Consider the following 15,311-nt stretch of genomic DNA (forward strand, 5'->3'; position numbering starts at 1 on the left):
AACAGGAGATTCTTTTACGTCTTGAGGACTTACGCATCTGAACAAAGAAACTGGGTTTTTGAACCGAGATTGAGGGTTCTAAGCAAATATTTTGGCTAAAAACCCGGTTTCTGGTCGCCCGTGCGTCAGCCCCAGTCTTTATGAAAAATTCTTAATTTTTCATTTTTTATTGGCAGTTGAAATAGCCTGCGCTGTCAGCTTACCAGAAAGCACGGCACCTTCCATACTCGCAAGATAACGCTGCATCGTATAATCCCCCGTTAGATAGAAATTGCTAATCGGAGTTGTTTGCGAGGGACGGCATTCCTGGCGTCCGGGGGTGGCTTTGTAGACGGAACGTGGGGTTTTGACTACGTGATATTTGAGCACTTTGGCGGGTTCTGGGATTTGGTCGGGAAAGAGTTTTTCTAACTCGACCATTGTGGCTGCGACGATATCTTCGTCAGATTTGCCAATCCAGTCTTTGGCGGGTGCGAGTACCAGTTCCAGCATGGATTTGTCTGGGTTGGCATATTCGCGGCAGGTGTTGCTCATGTCGGCGTAGACGCTCAGTAAGGGCGATCGCGAGAATAGCAAATGGTCGATATCTGTCAGCTTGCGATCGAACCACAAGTGTACATTAATCACCGGTACTCCCTCCAAACCTTCGAGCTTTTTGAAATAATCCATTTCGCCCCAAGGTTTCGGCATCATCAACTTTAGCGGGTCAACCGGCATCGCCGAAACGTAAAGATCCGCCGTCAGAATTTCTTCCTCGGCCCCCTTGACGCCGCCAATCTGGAAACCGCGCACCGTATTGTCATCATTGAGCAAAAACTCTCTGATGGGTGCATTCAGCCGGACTTCGCCACCGCGTTCAGTTATGTAGTCTACCATCGGCTGACACAACCTCTCCGTAGGGGAACCGTCTAAAAAGGCCATTTTCGAGCCTTTTGTCTCTTGCAAGAAGCGGTTGAGGGCTGTCAGCAGAATGGTTGCAGATATTTCGTGGGGGTCGATAAAATTCAGCGCCTTGGACATGGCGATGAATACTTCTTTTTCGACTCTGGGGGGGACGTTTTGCTTTTTCAGCCAGTCTGAAAACGAGTATTTGTCCATTTCTTCGACGTATTTCTGGCCTTGAAGTATCGCCGGAAGCAAACCGATGCCGAAACTGATTTTTTCGGCCCAGGTGAGCATATCGTTGTTTCTGAGGATAGCCACAAGGCCATTCAACGGAGCCGGAATATTGGGAAAGTCAAAGCGAGAATAGGTTCCGGGCGTTTCCGGCTGATTGAAAATCATCGAATGTTCTTTCCATTGCAGCCTGTCTTCAATGTCAAGTTCTTTGAAGAGTTTCAGCATATTTGGGTATGCACCGAAGAAGATGTGGAGGCCGGTTTCGTACCAGTCGCCGTCTGCATCTTTCCAGGCGGCTACTTTACCGCCGAGTACGTCCCGACTTTCTAGGAGGATGGGGGTGTGACCCGCATCGGTAAGATATTTAGCGCAGGAAAGTCCTGCTAAGCCTGCTCCGGCGATCGCAACTCGCATTTAATACTACTTGGCCTCTATATTCACTTTGTGTTCATTATACTTTACAACTCGTTACAAAATTTTGGGCAATCTGTAGGGACGTGGTTGTGCCGTGTCCGGTGCGGGGCGATCTGGTTCTTAGCTATTTTTAGGGAAATTTGCCATGCAGTTGCTATTTTTTGCCCTACGTGCTATAATTAGTAAACATACTGAAAATAAAAACTATGAACAGTTTTGTCAGCGACGAGACCTTAAGGCACGAAGCCGAAATTGCCTGGCTTGTAGATATCAGCAAAATGCCTTGGGTGCGAGAGAGCGAGGTAAATTTTTCTACCAGAAAAGGAGTCTCTAAAAAACGTCTTTCAGAGCTTCAGCAAGGTCAAACTTTAGTGGGGTATGCAGAATTAGAAGATGATGCCCCTCCTACCGGAAATCATAAGTGTTTTATCAGACGAATTTTCACACTTCGTGAAAATGACTATGAAGCTTACAAAGTAGGTAGCTCTACACAGGCAGATCATCCTACTGAAGCAGTAGAACCATTAAGTATAGAACCTAAACACAAAGGGCTATCTCCGAGTAAGAAATCTCAAATAGCTGTGAGAGTTCCCCGTAGTCTTTTTAGCAAGCTCAAAAGATATGTTCAGCAAACGGGCATATCTCAAACTGATGTCATAGTTAGCGCTCTAGCTAGTCATCTAGATTCTGTCGAAGATATACCAATGATTCAGAGGCTATTAGAACTTGAAAAGAGAGTTTCTGTGTTGGAAATCAAGAGCTAATAGATACAGCCATTAGGTAAAACATCTATTTTATAGATGGGAATGACCACTTGAGGGCACAATCTGTATAGACTTTAAACTTAGTATAAAACGATGGTACAAACAATTCAAGCTCGAAATGTCACGATGTACGGCTTGAGAACAAAATTTGGAATTAAATTAGTCAGAGATGACCAATTCTTTCGCGAGTGGCAGGATAATTTGCCAGAAATCTCAGAAGCTGAGAAACAGCGATTAGACAGAGTGCAAGCAAGTTACACAAATTTACTAGAATATCCCCCACTTCTAGAAAATACAGTCAAAATGGTAGTATTGTCTCCATTGTTGGATTTAGCAGATTTTTATCTTGCTCCTTTTCACGTTACTTCCGAAAAGTCTGTAGAAATTGTTGACGAAGATGAAGGAATGATTGTCAGGGGACAGTTGGATGTTCTAGCTTTGTTTCAGGAGTTTTGGGTAGTAGTTATCGAGTCCAAGAAAGCGGCGTTCTCTTTGGAAGTAGGGATTCCGCAGTTGCTAGCTTATATGTTAGCTAATCTGAAGAGCGATCGACCTACTTACGGATTGTTAACGAATGGGGCAGATTTTCTATTTGTCAAATTAGTTAAGGGGGAAACACCGCAGTACGCTTTTTCTCGGAAGTTTTGCCTTTTAAATCCAGGGAACGAGTTGTACACCGTGCTGAGTATTTTGAAGCGCCTCGGTGAGTTGAATGTAGGTAATCTGAGTTAGTGGGGGAATCAGAAACCGGGTTTTTGCAAAAATCTTTGATTTTCACCCGCAGATTCAGTGAAAAACCCAGTTTTTTTGCTTGGAAAGGTTACGCATTTAAACCACTAACGAGGCCTGTAGGGTGCGTCAGCTCAATCGCTCCAAAAGCTAAGGTAAACGCTGTGGGCTGACGCACCCTACAATACTTTTACATACATGAAAACGTGCGATATGCTGCCAATGCTGCTTGTTTTACAGCTTCTGGGACGATCGGAAAAGTAGTCAAAACATACGCAAATTCTGCTTCCGTTAATTCGTAAAGGTGAGCGATGATGCCATCTAATTCCGCTCGCAATTTAGCGCGTTCTGTTTCATCGGTAACGCCTTCTCGGTGCGAGTTTAAGCCGACTTCTTGGGCTAATTCGTCAAATTCTGGGGCAGTGCAGATCAGTTTTGCGGCGCGCTGTACGATGTCCGAGAAGTATTTGTCACCAGTGGTTAATCGCGGGATAGGAATTTGGTAAATATAAAACATATTAAGAGTTGTAGTCACTTTTTGACGGAGAAACCAATCCACAATAAAAGAGTTACACATTGCACAAAAAGCCAACATTTCTGCTTGACCAATTTTAGATTTACCTAAATCGATACTGGTACTATTATTATCAAAGAACACTCTGCTGGGAGCAATGGTCGTAATTAATGTACGCGAGTCAGTATTACGAGCAATTCGTCGATGTACCCAACGATAGCATTGATAATCAAGTATCTGATTGCAATCTTTATTATTTCCAAGTAATTCTTTTCTCCCCATTTTTTCTTCGATCCAGTATGGCGCAGATTCATCAGTTTTAGTGAATTGATGAAACATTTTTCCTACAAAAAGTGGTAGACTATTGCTTGTGGCTTGAAGTTGAAAAAAATCAGTTCTGTTACCCCTGTCAAATTCGCGATGTAGTATACAATTCCATTTCCCCTTAATCTGTTCGCCAAGTAACGGGAATTGCAGCATTTTTTCAGCAATCCGAATATCTCCATCATTTTTAAACTCCATCACCGACAGAGAGTCAGGAGATAACTTCCGCACTAATTCAACGCTAATTCGCAAGCTATCAGCATTAGGAAACCTTTGCAGTTCCTCCACATCAAGACGCATAAAAGCAGAGGAAAACTCAGTTGTTATCCCATCCTTCTCAAAAGTAAGAACAACTATTTTGAAACTCTTATGAACCCCTTCAAAAATTGTTTTGCGATTTTCTAAACAAAATAACCCCGTGACTTGTGTTTGACTAAATAACATTTCCCGCAGTTGCTTAGTACCCAAGTCAGTGTAAATGCCGCTGGGAATCACAATCCCGCACTCGCCACCTCTGCGTAAGAGATTAAAACATTGTTCTACAAAAAGTTTATAGAGGTTAATATCCGTACCTGCTTTTTTACCATTGACAATCGAAATCTGATTTTTGTACTGTTCTGCTGAACAATAGTAAGCACTAATGTGGGGAAAATTGCTCTGATATTCCAACCAAGCATTAGCAACTTCAGAATCTTGCAAGAGTTTCTTTTGCTCTTTTTCAAAGCTCTTAATATCCATCTTTTTTTTCGTCACTAAATTGCTATGATTAGCAAAAAACTCCTTAGCATCTGGCTTGAAAACTTCCCAAGGTGGATTAGCAATAATCGCATCAAATCCTCCCCGTTCTAAAATTCTGTCAAAGTGATATCCCCAGTGAAACGGTTGCAATCTTGCAATATCATCAATAGTTAAAACTCGTTTATGAGGTTTCCCCGCTAACTGCACCTCTTCGTACTTAATTTTCAGCCTGGTAAACTCATCAAACAATAACTGATTTAACTTGACTTGCGACTCCTGGTTTAACTTTTCAATATGCTGCCGCAAATTCAATAATCGCGATTCTTGAGAAGTTCCTTCCTCTTCCCCAGACTGAAAAGCGTGTTTTTTATATAAATCAATCGACTTATTCTTGTCCGCTAAAATTCCTTTGTAATTAGCAGAAGCTAAAATTTGCAGTAAATTACCTTGGCGCGAATTTCCTACAGAATCAAATCGTTCTTCATCAACCCGAATCAATCCAATTAAGGAATTGCCAGCCATGATGTTAAAATCAATATTCGGCAGCGGTTCCAAGTCGCTGACATTCTGCGCCGCCGAAACTAAGGCTAAAAATAGTCGCAATTTCGCAATTTCCACTGCTTCCGGCATGATATCCACGCCGTAGAGGTTGTCGCTGATAATCCGTTTTTTGATATAATAGTTGAGTGATGAATGCTCTGTTTCGATGGTTTTGAGTAAGTCGTTGAGGTAGTGGTCGGTTAAAAACTTGCTTGTACCGATGATTGTTGAATAGATGTAAATCAGCGTTTTCATCGCTGCGACTAAAAACGCGCCGGAACCGCAGGCTGGGTCTAATAATGTGAGGTTTGGGAGGATTTCTTCTAGTAGGCGGCGGCAGAGATTTGCGTCGAGATTGGTGAGGAGTTCGGTGATTGTTTCAAATTGATGAGAAGAACCCCCCCGGCCCCCCTTGCTAAGGGGGGAGAAAGAGGGGGAGGGGGAGGAAGAGTTGGAGGAGTTGAGGGATTGGTTGACTTTATCGAGGATTAGTTTGTTGATTGTGCGATCGCACAAATATTCAGTAATCTCCGGCCTGGTATAATAAGCACCAAAGGCTTTTTGGTTAATGTATTTCTCAAAGATGTATCCCAAAACTGCCGGATTAATTTCGTTTTCCTTCCCACCAACCGTATCGTCGAGATTCCAAGAATAGCGCGCAAATAAATCTAATATTTTCTCGAAAGCAGCATCGGGTATAGCAATATTCAGATAATTCTGTTCGATGGGATGTTCCAGAAATAGTCCCCCATTCAAATATTTAATATTGCCAATCAGCCTTTCAACCTGAGAACTTCGTTCATATTGTGGCTTAGCAAATCCCTCAAAAAACAGTGTTTTCAAGAATTCCGAGTAAAATAAATCGGTTCCCCGCAGTTTACTTTCAGCTAACTTTTCCTGCAAATATAGCATTTTGCCGCTGTCGATAAACCCTTTGCGCTGCAAAAAATAAACAAACATCAAACGGTTGAGTAAAACCGAAGTATACCAGCGCCTGTCTGTCTCCTTATCTATCCCGGAAATCACACTTAAAAATTCAACGTGTTGCTGTTTGAACTCTTCAAAAAACTTCTTAGTAACTCGTTCAACATCCAATCCAGCCTGCAATCTTTGGGCGACATCAATCACCGATAGCGTTCCTAATTCTGCTAATTCAACTTTTAAAGCTGTGACTTTACTCAACATTAAATCGCAAGGTTCCCGTTTCACATATACACGATCGCGAGGATAAAGTTTTGTACCTTCGCACTTCACCCAATACCAAAGAGATTTAGTCCGATTTGCATCAATAAAAATTAATATATTTTCGCGGGATATCTGGACAATTTCGCGATAGATTGTCAATCTTTGGGCCGCATTGGGAATGTTACCGCTAGCGGTGGTAATTTCATATATAACTACTCCTAAAAGTTGGGCGATGGCTGTTCGGGAATAAGTCTCGCCATCAACTTCTGTGGGTATGGTTTTGCGGGATGATGGATTATCCCAACCGAGTTGTTGGACGAATAGTTTGTTGAATTCAAAGTCTTGGAGAAGTTGACGGGATTCTGTAAGTGTTTGCGGCATGGTTATATATTAAGGAAGAAGGAAGAAGGAAGAAGGAAGAAGGAAGAAGGAAGAAGTAAGTTAAATCTGAGATGTTGTACTATTTTCAAGAACTGGCAAGATGCCCGTTCCACAAGACTTAATTTGATTTTGGAATGGGCATCTTGCCCGTTCCCGGTTTCTCGACTCCCAATAATTATATCCTCTGAAACAAGCCTAAAGAACAAATAATCATTGGTTCCCGTTTGTCTCCATCTTCACTAACTATACAAAAACGGTCATCCATCCTCAATCCTACGACTAATTCTGCTAATGCCCGATCGCCAATACCGCTTTTTAACTGCCGATTCAACGTGTCAATTGCCGACTGGCGCAGGGGATAGCGGTAAATTTCATCAATGGCTTTTGCCAATTCCTCGGATGCGAATATTGTACCACGCATGGACTGCGCGTAATTTTTCAAACGTTCGTAGGTTCGGAACCGAGCACCGGAGGATCTCCCTAATTGTCCGCCCGCAGTTAACTCTTCTTCTGCTATCAATTCAGCACCTTTTTTGACTAATTCGTGATGCTGTTTGTCTCTCGAAATGGCAGGAGTCGCTTCGTCGCAGGCGGCAATTCTTAATATTGCGATTTGCGATTGTGTGACACTGTTTCCCGCGCGATCGACCCAAATCAACGAATCATTACCCTCGGTAGTTTTCATGTACAATAAAACTCCTTCTGGCTGCAATGGTACGGGTGTATGAGCGCGAGTTGAGTAAACTACATTTGGCATTGATTCAATGGTTTTCTTCAAAGTCGGATTATTGTCAGTCGCATTTTTCCAAATCTGAAAAGCTTCTGATGTTAGGTCAACTTCGGCATCTTCTTCTCCATCTAAAATCCCGGATTTTTCATTGTAAATATCCAGAATGACTTGTGGTGAATCGTCCTCAAAAAATGTCTCGTCGGTGCCGACAACTTCGGCATTTTCCTGTAACCGTCGGCGCAGTCTGGCGCGGAGATTGATAATCCGTTCTACTCCTTCGTCTGGCAAAAATGAATAGCACAAAATGCGATCGGCTGTTTGCCCGATTCTGTCTACTCTTCCCGCCCGCTGAATCAACCGGATGATTGCCCAAGGTAAGTCATAGTTAACGATAATTGCACTGTCTTGTAAATTGTGCCTTTCACTCAGAATGTCGGTGGTAATTAAGACGCGCATTTTAGCCATTTAAATCTGCGTTGATAGCGTGTTTTATATTCTCCATAAACTACTTCTGCCCGCTGCTTAAAGCTTTTTTTGTTGAACAGCAATTCGGCTTCGATATCTAAAAGTTCGCCCGAATCATCTGGGTGCATCTCAATTTGGTCAGGGCGAAGCATTCCGGCAGATAATTCATTAGTAATAAGCAAAGATTTACTGCCGAAATGCTTCTCCCCTACGGGTATATTCGCAACACTGAGATGCTCCGAATCATCTTCGGTTTCTTCGCTATCAAAATTGCTAATTACCACTGAATCAGCATCTTCATCGCTGTTGCGGGTATCCAACAATTCTGCATCCTGAGTGCCGATCGGGATATCGGAGTTTTGCCCGATCGCATACAAATAAACAAAATTCCGCAGGATGTGCCGCTCGATCGACTGAATAAACGCACTCCCGCTGCTTTCTAGCCGTTTAAACAGGTTTGTCCGCGGAAAATCTCATCAACCGACGACCGCCACGAAATAGGGCATTTAACTGTCGCTGTTCTGCTTCAGTCGGCTGTTGTTTGGGTTTTTTGGCGATGTAATTTCCGAGTCCGTAACGGGGCAGATTTAGGGCGTTGATGACTTCGACAATTTCCTCAAAGTCAAGCTGGGAGTTGGTTGTGGAAGTTTCCGAGGAAAACTTAATGGTTCTGGGAAGGCGATCGGGAAAATAGGAGCGAGTGCGATTGGCAAATTCTAGATATCTGCGATCTTTTTCTGCATCGGTTTCCGCATAATTATCTTTGATAAACGAGCGAGTTCGCCTCACCATGTAGCGCTTCATCAAATCTCGCCAATCATCAGGATGTTCGCTCTTTTCAAAAGCCGCTAAAGAGCGCACCGAACATTGATGTCGCTTCATAAATTCTAACTCTCCTTGACTGCCGCCGCCCAATTGATTTAGCAAAGCTTCGGGCCGCAATCCTAAATTTTGGTCTTCGGGAATAAACAGTCGCAACTGAGCAGATAAATCTAAATAGGTTTTATTATAAGGAGTTGCCGAAAGCAGAATACATTTACTTTCATTGATGGCAATATATTCTTGAATCGCTCGATATCGCTTGCCTTCTCGATTTCTGAGGTTGTGACTTTCATCAATTAACACAACTCGATAGCGTCGCAATTCCGGCAATTCTTGCTGTACCCGACTGATGGATAAGACTTTTGCCAGGAGGCGATATTTATCAGCATACTCCTGCCACATTTTGACCAAGTTTTTCGGACAAATAATCAGGGTTTCCAAGAGACAATCTTCTTGGAGAATTTTGGCAATAGCTGTACCGACTAAAGTTTTGCCCAAACCTACCACATCGCCAATAATCACGCCTCCCCGTTTGGTAATGTGACGGGCTGCTAGCTTAACGGCTTCTTCTTGAAACTGAAATAAACCCTTAAAATCGCGGGGAATCTGAAATTCGGAAATACCTGCGATCGCCTCGTGTGACAGATGATAGACAATGTTGAGATAGATGTGATAGGGTGGAATCAGTTCGGATCGCGCCCAACTGCGATCGAGAATTTCGGCGAGTTCCTTAGAAATATCAATACAGCCGTATTCTTCCCAGCGGTTTTCAAACCATTTTTGCAACTTATTACAAGCATCAGAATCTAAGATATCAAGATTCAATTCTCCTTGTTTTGATAGTCCCGATAAAGTCAGATTGCTGCTACCCAAAAAACCGACAATCGGACTATTTGGATCGTGACGATGAACGAGATAGAGCTTCGCGTGTAGATGATAAGCTAGAAATAATTTAACAATAACTTTTCCGGTTTTAATCTGATAGCTCAATCTGCGTAAGCCTTGTTCGTCAATATCACTGGGAGCCCCGATTGTCAACTGATGACGAAACTCCTTAGCCATCCGTTTTTTGAGGCGAATAATTGTACTATTGTCAATCCCCCGATGATGGGAAATCAGGCTAAAACTAGCATTCAATTCATCGGATGGCAAGCTTTGCATTCCCACCAAAAGGCGGCAGCATGCTCCCCGATTTCCCACATATGCTTCGATTAAATCGCCAATGCTCCGCCATCCCCTGAGATTGAAATAGCCCACGCAAAAATCGGCACGGTAGGAGAGTTTAATGGTTTCTCGTAATGCTGGTAGCAGAGATAGTTCGATGTTGTCAAAAATGCGTGGCACTTGGTTTTTTCTGTGATGAATAATGTTAGATTAATTGTAGGGAAACGGCACTGCCGTCTCCTCTTCTTTCTTTAGAGTTCTGGTTGAATTCCAGCCGATCGCAATTGAGCGCGTAATTGCTCTAATTGGTCTTCAGCGCGATCGGCTCTTTGGGCCCCCGATAACAACAGATTCCCTTCACTATCCCACCAGCGCAACCAAGGTAATTCCATATTTTGATAAGTACCTTGCCAAATTCCCAATTCTACTCCTAACTGTGGAATCGGATAATGACCGCGATCGTTTGCTGCAACTAATTGATACCTATCTTCGATCAGATGATAGACTTCAACACTAGCCTTGCTGACTTCATAAATTCCATAAAATGCCGGATGTATGACATTTTCATAAATCCAGAATTTACCAGCCTTAGTTTCCTGTTTGCCCGATCGCAATAAAGGCGTTCTGTCCCGTTCTTCAGCACCATTCCCGGATACAAACTCTAACACAATCAACGGTGATATAAACTCTTGCCACAACACATAATAAGGGCGAAATTTACCATCCAATGTTGGTGGAACATTCGGTACATAGAACCAGTCAGGTGCTTCTGCACCCTTTTCTAAGGGGTCAGTTAATCGCCAATAAATACCGCTATCTTGACCGATACAATAGTTACCGTCAGCGTGAATTCTTTCTAAGATAGGAGTTATGGAATCGGTTAGTAAAATGCTTTGGGGATGTTCTTGAAAGTTCTTCACAAAAGTACCGTCTGATTCGGGTAGTTGAGTATGATCCGGCCAGCCTGTGGGATTGTTTTCTACATCTAAGCTGAATTTCATGGTTTTATGGTGATTGAAGGTGTTTGTGCGATCCTCTTCGAGGGCTGCGCTAACGGCTTTTAATTTTGATGTTGATGATAGGATAACTTTTGCTCTCCATTCTAATCAATTTGCTCCTCAGTCCCTGCGCCAAAGCCATATGGAAAAAAGGTCGATCGCACCCAACCAACCCCAACCGCTAGCCCGAAGTGAGATAACCCCCCCGCAGCCCCGTGGCTCGACGCGGTACAATAAATGCGATCGAACTTAACGCTTATATTGAAAAAGCTACACACAACGCCACAGGAGACAACGGACGTATGGGAAAAGTAGTTGGCATTGACCTCGGAACGACAAACTCAGTAGTAGCCGTCATGGAAGGCGGCAAACCGGTTGTGATTGCCAACGCAGAAGGGATGCGGACAACTCCTTCGGTGGTTGCTTTCACCAAGGAAGGAGAACGCCTTGTCGGACAAATGGCCAGACGCCAAAATGTTCTCAACCCCCAAAACACCTTTTACGCCGTCAAACGGTACATCGGGCGCAAATATACCGAACTGACTCCAGAAGCAAAGCGCGTCCCTTACACAACTCGCCGCGACGACAACGGAAACATCAAAATCAAATGCCCTCGCCTGAAAAAAGATTTCGCCCCAGAGGAAATTTCGGCGATGGTGTTGCGGAAGTTGGCCGATGAAGCCAGCCGCTATCTGGGACAAGAAGTTACGGGGGCTGTAATCACTGTTCCTGCTTATTTCAACGACTCGCAGCGACAGGCGACGCGGGATGCTGGCAGAATTGCCGGACTTGATGTGAAGCGGATTTTAAATGAGCCGACTGCGGCTTCTTTGGCTTACGGTTTGGAAAGGCGAGAAAGTCAAACAATCTTAGTTTTTGATTTGGGCGGCGGTACTTTTGATGTATCTATCTTAGATGTTGGAGATGGAGTATTTGAAGTTAAAGCAACTAGCGGCGATACTCAGTTGGGTGGCAATGATTTTGACTCCAAAATTGTTGATTGGTTGGCTGAACAATTCTTAGAAAAAGAAGGCGTGGATTTACGCAAAAACCGCCAAGCTTTGCAGCGCTTGATCGAAGCGGCAGAAAAAGCAAAAATAGAGCTGTCGGGAGTTGGCGTCACTGAGATTAATTTGCCGTTTATTGATGCAAATGAAGATGGGCCTTTGCATTTGGAAACGCGTTTGACTCGCGGTCAATTTGAGGGGCTGTGCAGCGATTTGGTGCAGCGGATGCGCCGTCCGGTGAAACAAGCTTTGGCTGATGCCAATATGAGTCCTTCTCGGATTGATGAAGTTGTGTTGGTCGGCGGTTCGACTCGCATTCCTTTGGTGCAGGAAATTGTGCGGAGTTTGATCGATCGCGAACCGAATCAAAATGTCAATCCCGATGAGGTTGTGGCGGTGGGTGCTGCTATTCAGGCGGGGATTTTGGGCGGGGATGTCCGCGACGTGCTGCTGTTGGATGTGACGCCCCTGTCCCTGGGCTTGGAAACCATCGGCGGGGTGATGAAAAAACTGATTCCGCGCAATACTACTATTCCAGTTAGGCGATCGGATATTTTTTCGACTGCTGAAAACAACCAAACTGTGGTAGAAGTTCACATCATCCAAGGGGAACGGGAATTAGGTAGAGATAATAAGTCTTTGGGACGGTTTAAATTAACGGGAATTCCGCCGGCACCGCGAGGGATCCCGCAGGTACAAGTGGCTTTTGATATTGATGCTAACGGGATGCTGTTGGTGACTGCTTTGGACAAAACTACCGGCAGGGAACAAAGCATTACTGTGCAAGGTGCTTCGACGCTGAGCCAGCAGGAAGTGAATCAAATGATTCGCGATGCGGAACAGTTTGCTCAAGCTGATAAGTTGCAGCGGGAAAAGGTGGAAAAACGCAATCGCGCTGAGGCTTTGGCTTATCAAGCTGAGCGACAGTTGCGGGAAGTTGCACTCGATCGCGGAATGCAGTTTGCCCAAAGAAGCCGCCAGCGCATTGAAACTTTAATTCGGGAATTGCGAGACAGTTTGGAACGTAAGGATGAGCGGGGAGTTGACCAAGTTGGCTCGGATTTGCAGGATGCTCTTTACGATTTGAGTCGGGAAGTCGCGGCCTTTGCTGATGATGACGATGATGATGATTTCTTTGAGTCTGTGAAGCGGACTTTTACAGGCGATAGTACCAAGCGGCGCAGCGATGACAGCAGCTATTATCAAAATGCTAAGCCCTACAGGCGATCGACAGTCGATCCAATGCCCGATCGCCCTTACGATCGCTCTTACGATCGCGATCGTATGCCAGATCGCGATCGATCTTACGATCGCACACCCGATCGCCCATACGATCGCACACCCGATCGCAGAACCAGCAATAACCGCCCAACTCGCCCCTATCAAAATCAAAGCGACGACTGGGATGACGACGATGATTGGTTGTAATTGAAGGAAGAAGGAAGAAGGAAGAAGGAAGAAGGAAGAAGTAAGAAGTAAGAAGTAAGAAGGAAGAAGGAAGAAGGAAGAAGGAAGAAGGAAAATAGCGGATTTTTAGCAGAGAATATGTGACCGCCCTTTTTCCACTTCTTCTGGACTTCTTTTTTCTCTCCTCTACTACACTAGACTTCTTGGAAATAGATAGAGATTACTATAATCAGCAAGGAGAAAACTATATTTTTTTATGAGTCATAGAGAACAATACATCTGGCAGCGGGGTATTTATCTTTGTCAACTTTGCTACGAATTAACCAAATCATTTCATCCATCTGAACTTTATGGTATTACCAGTCAAATTCGCCGTGCATCTGTATCAGTACCAGCTAACATTGCTGAGGGATATGGACGTTTAAACAGTTGACAGTTGACAGTTGACAGTTGACAGTTGACAGCGAAGTGATAAGAACAGAGATTTAAACTCCGTTCTTATCACAATCTGCCTTCATGCTGGGGCTTCAAACCCTTGCTATTCGGTGAGCACGAAAGAGTATATTCGATATTTACAAATAACTCTCGGTTCGCTGCGAGAACTGGATACTCATTTAGTGATTTCTGAAAAAGTGGGGTTAGGAACGCACCAGCAAATATCACCGGTTGTTAAAGAAGTAGATGAAGTCACACGACTAATTGTCAGCACAATCAATAAACTTAAACCAGAATAAAACATCTTTCCCTCTTCCCTCTTCCCTCTTCCCTCTTCCCTCTTCCTTCTTCCCTCTTCCTTCTTCCCTCTTCCTTCTTCCTTCTTCCCTCTTCCCTCTTCCTTCTTCCCTCTTCCTTCTTCCTTCTTCCTTCTCAAATTATGCAAAACTTTCGTAATTACTATCAAATACTGGGAGTGCCCAGAGATGCTACGGCTGACGAGATAAAAAAAGCCTATCGACGACTCGCGAGACAGTTACACCCTGACGTGAATCCCGGAGATAAATCTTCCGAAGATAGGTTTAAAGATATTAATGAAGCTTACGATATTCTTTCCGATCTCGAAAAGCGCGCTCAATACGATCAGTTTAGTAAATTCTGGAAACAAAAGGGATTTCAAGGCAAACAAGGCGTAAAACTTCCCAATTTTACAAGTTGGGGAAATAGTAAAAATAGCCGCAAAAAGCCTGCCGAAGATATCGATTTTAGCGATTACTCAGATTTTAATAAATTTCTCGATCAAGTCCTCGGAAGGCGCCGGGAAGTGAGGATGGCGACAGAGAATGATGCACCGCGAGTTCCCACTTCGGAACCGTGGAATACGGCTTCTAAGAAAACCAGTTATGTTGCTAATTCTCGGGAAGAGAGAAGGGATTTGGACGATCGCGAAATTCGACGCGAAACCAGGGAAATAGACGATCGCGAAATCAGACAAGACATTGATGCGAGGCTGACTCTGCCTTTGGAAAGAGCTTATTCCGGCGGTACCGAGCGCATCCGCTTGGATGACGGGCGGTGGATCGAGGTAAATATGCCTGGGGCGATGGTATCGGGCCAGCGAATTCGCCTGCGAAATCAAGGTATTGGCGGTGGCGATTTGTACTTAAAAATCACCGTTTCTCCCCATCCATTTTTCCGCTTGGAAATGTCGGATATTTGCTGCGAATTGCCACTGACACCCTGCGAAGCGGTACTTGGTGGAGACATTGAAGTGCCGACTCTAGACGGCTTGGTGAAGATGAAACTGCCACCGGGAGTCACGTCTGGGAAGCGGTTGCGGCTGGCGAATAAGGGCTATCCGACTGGAAATGGCGATCGGGGAGATCAGCTAGTAGAAATTCAGGTGTTAATTCCCAAGGAAATTAGTGACGAGGAACGGGAATTGTACGAAAAATTGCGGCAAATTGAGACTTTCAAACCGCGTCAGAATTTGTATAATTAATTGTAGGGTGCGCAGTGCGCACCTTACCCATCACTAATTGTAGGGCGCGCACCTTACCCATCACCCAATTGCCC

The 15,311-nt window shown here is 44.2% G+C and carries 12 protein-coding genes; 6 read left to right on the plus strand and 6 right to left on the minus strand.

Annotation, left to right across the window (positions count from 1 at the left end; translation table 11 throughout):
* Nucleotides 1–159: 159 nt before the first annotated feature.
* The gene (gene pds, locus JGK07_RS10720) at nucleotides 160–1,533 is read right to left on the minus strand and encodes a 15-cis-phytoene desaturase (RefSeq protein ID WP_293233442.1); all 1,374 of its coding nucleotides are present in this window, start codon (nucleotides 1,531–1,533) and stop codon (nucleotides 160–162) included.
* A gap of 206 nt (nucleotides 1,534–1,739) precedes the next feature.
* Here pds and JGK07_RS10725 point away from each other — a divergent pair, with 206 nt between their 5' ends.
* Nucleotides 1,740–2,297, plus strand: a complete 558-nt coding sequence (locus tag JGK07_RS10725; RefSeq protein ID WP_293183368.1) for a DUF6009 family protein — start codon at nucleotides 1,740–1,742, stop codon at nucleotides 2,295–2,297.
* 93 nt (nucleotides 2,298–2,390) lie between these two features.
* The gene (locus JGK07_RS10730; RefSeq protein ID WP_293183370.1) at nucleotides 2,391–3,029 is read left to right on the plus strand and encodes a restriction endonuclease subunit R; all 639 of its coding nucleotides are present in this window, start codon (nucleotides 2,391–2,393) and stop codon (nucleotides 3,027–3,029) included.
* A 187-nt stretch (nucleotides 3,030–3,216) separates the two neighbouring features.
* On the opposite strand, the gene JGK07_RS10735 is transcribed toward JGK07_RS10730, so the two are convergent.
* From JGK07_RS10735 to JGK07_RS10755, 5 genes are all read right to left on the minus strand, one after another.
* Entirely contained in the window at nucleotides 3,217–6,708 is a 3,492-nt protein-coding gene (locus JGK07_RS10735) for a DNA methyltransferase (RefSeq protein ID WP_293196991.1), read from the minus strand.
* A 175-nt stretch (nucleotides 6,709–6,883) separates the two neighbouring features.
* A complete protein-coding gene (locus JGK07_RS10740; RefSeq protein ID WP_293192094.1) occupies nucleotides 6,884–7,903 on the minus strand; it encodes a helicase-related protein in 1,020 nt (339 codons plus the stop codon).
* Nucleotides 7,882–8,280: a hypothetical protein gene (locus JGK07_RS10745; RefSeq protein ID WP_293183376.1), complete on the minus strand. Its 399-nt coding sequence runs from the start codon at nucleotides 8,278–8,280 to the stop codon at nucleotides 7,882–7,884. The genes JGK07_RS10740 and JGK07_RS10745 overlap by 22 nt, the downstream gene beginning before the upstream one ends.
* 70 nt (nucleotides 8,281–8,350) lie before the next feature.
* Entirely contained in the window at nucleotides 8,351–10,069 is a 1,719-nt protein-coding gene (locus JGK07_RS10750; RefSeq protein WP_293183378.1) for an SNF2-related protein, read from the minus strand.
* 71 nt (nucleotides 10,070–10,140) lie between these two features.
* Entirely contained in the window at nucleotides 10,141–10,890 is a 750-nt protein-coding gene (locus JGK07_RS10755) for a Uma2 family endonuclease (RefSeq protein WP_293183380.1), read from the minus strand.
* A 299-nt stretch (nucleotides 10,891–11,189) separates the two neighbouring features.
* Between JGK07_RS10755 and dnaK the strand changes: the two genes are divergently transcribed.
* The 4 genes from dnaK (at nucleotide 11,190) to JGK07_RS10775 (ending at nucleotide 15,237) form a co-directional block, all read left to right on the plus strand.
* Nucleotides 11,190–13,322, plus strand: a complete 2,133-nt coding sequence (dnaK, locus tag JGK07_RS10760; protein WP_293183431.1) for a molecular chaperone DnaK — start codon at nucleotides 11,190–11,192, stop codon at nucleotides 13,320–13,322.
* Between the two features lie 235 nt (nucleotides 13,323–13,557).
* Nucleotides 13,558–13,734 (plus strand): four helix bundle protein, encoded by a 177-nt coding sequence (locus tag JGK07_RS10765; RefSeq protein ID WP_293183382.1) that lies wholly within the window; start codon nucleotides 13,558–13,560, stop codon nucleotides 13,732–13,734.
* Nucleotides 13,735–13,846: 112 nt separating this feature from the next.
* A complete protein-coding gene (locus JGK07_RS10770) occupies nucleotides 13,847–14,035 on the plus strand; it encodes a four helix bundle protein (protein WP_293183384.1) in 189 nt (62 codons plus the stop codon).
* A gap of 140 nt (nucleotides 14,036–14,175) precedes the next feature.
* Nucleotides 14,176–15,237: a J domain-containing protein gene (locus JGK07_RS10775; protein WP_293192099.1), complete on the plus strand. Its 1,062-nt coding sequence runs from the start codon at nucleotides 14,176–14,178 to the stop codon at nucleotides 15,235–15,237.
* Nucleotides 15,238–15,311 lie beyond the last annotated feature (74 nt).

This window comes from Microcoleus sp. PH2017_24_DOB_U_A (assembly GCF_020738205.1).
In the GTDB taxonomy this organism is placed as follows: Bacteria; Cyanobacteriota; Cyanobacteriia; order Cyanobacteriales; family Microcoleaceae; genus Microcoleus.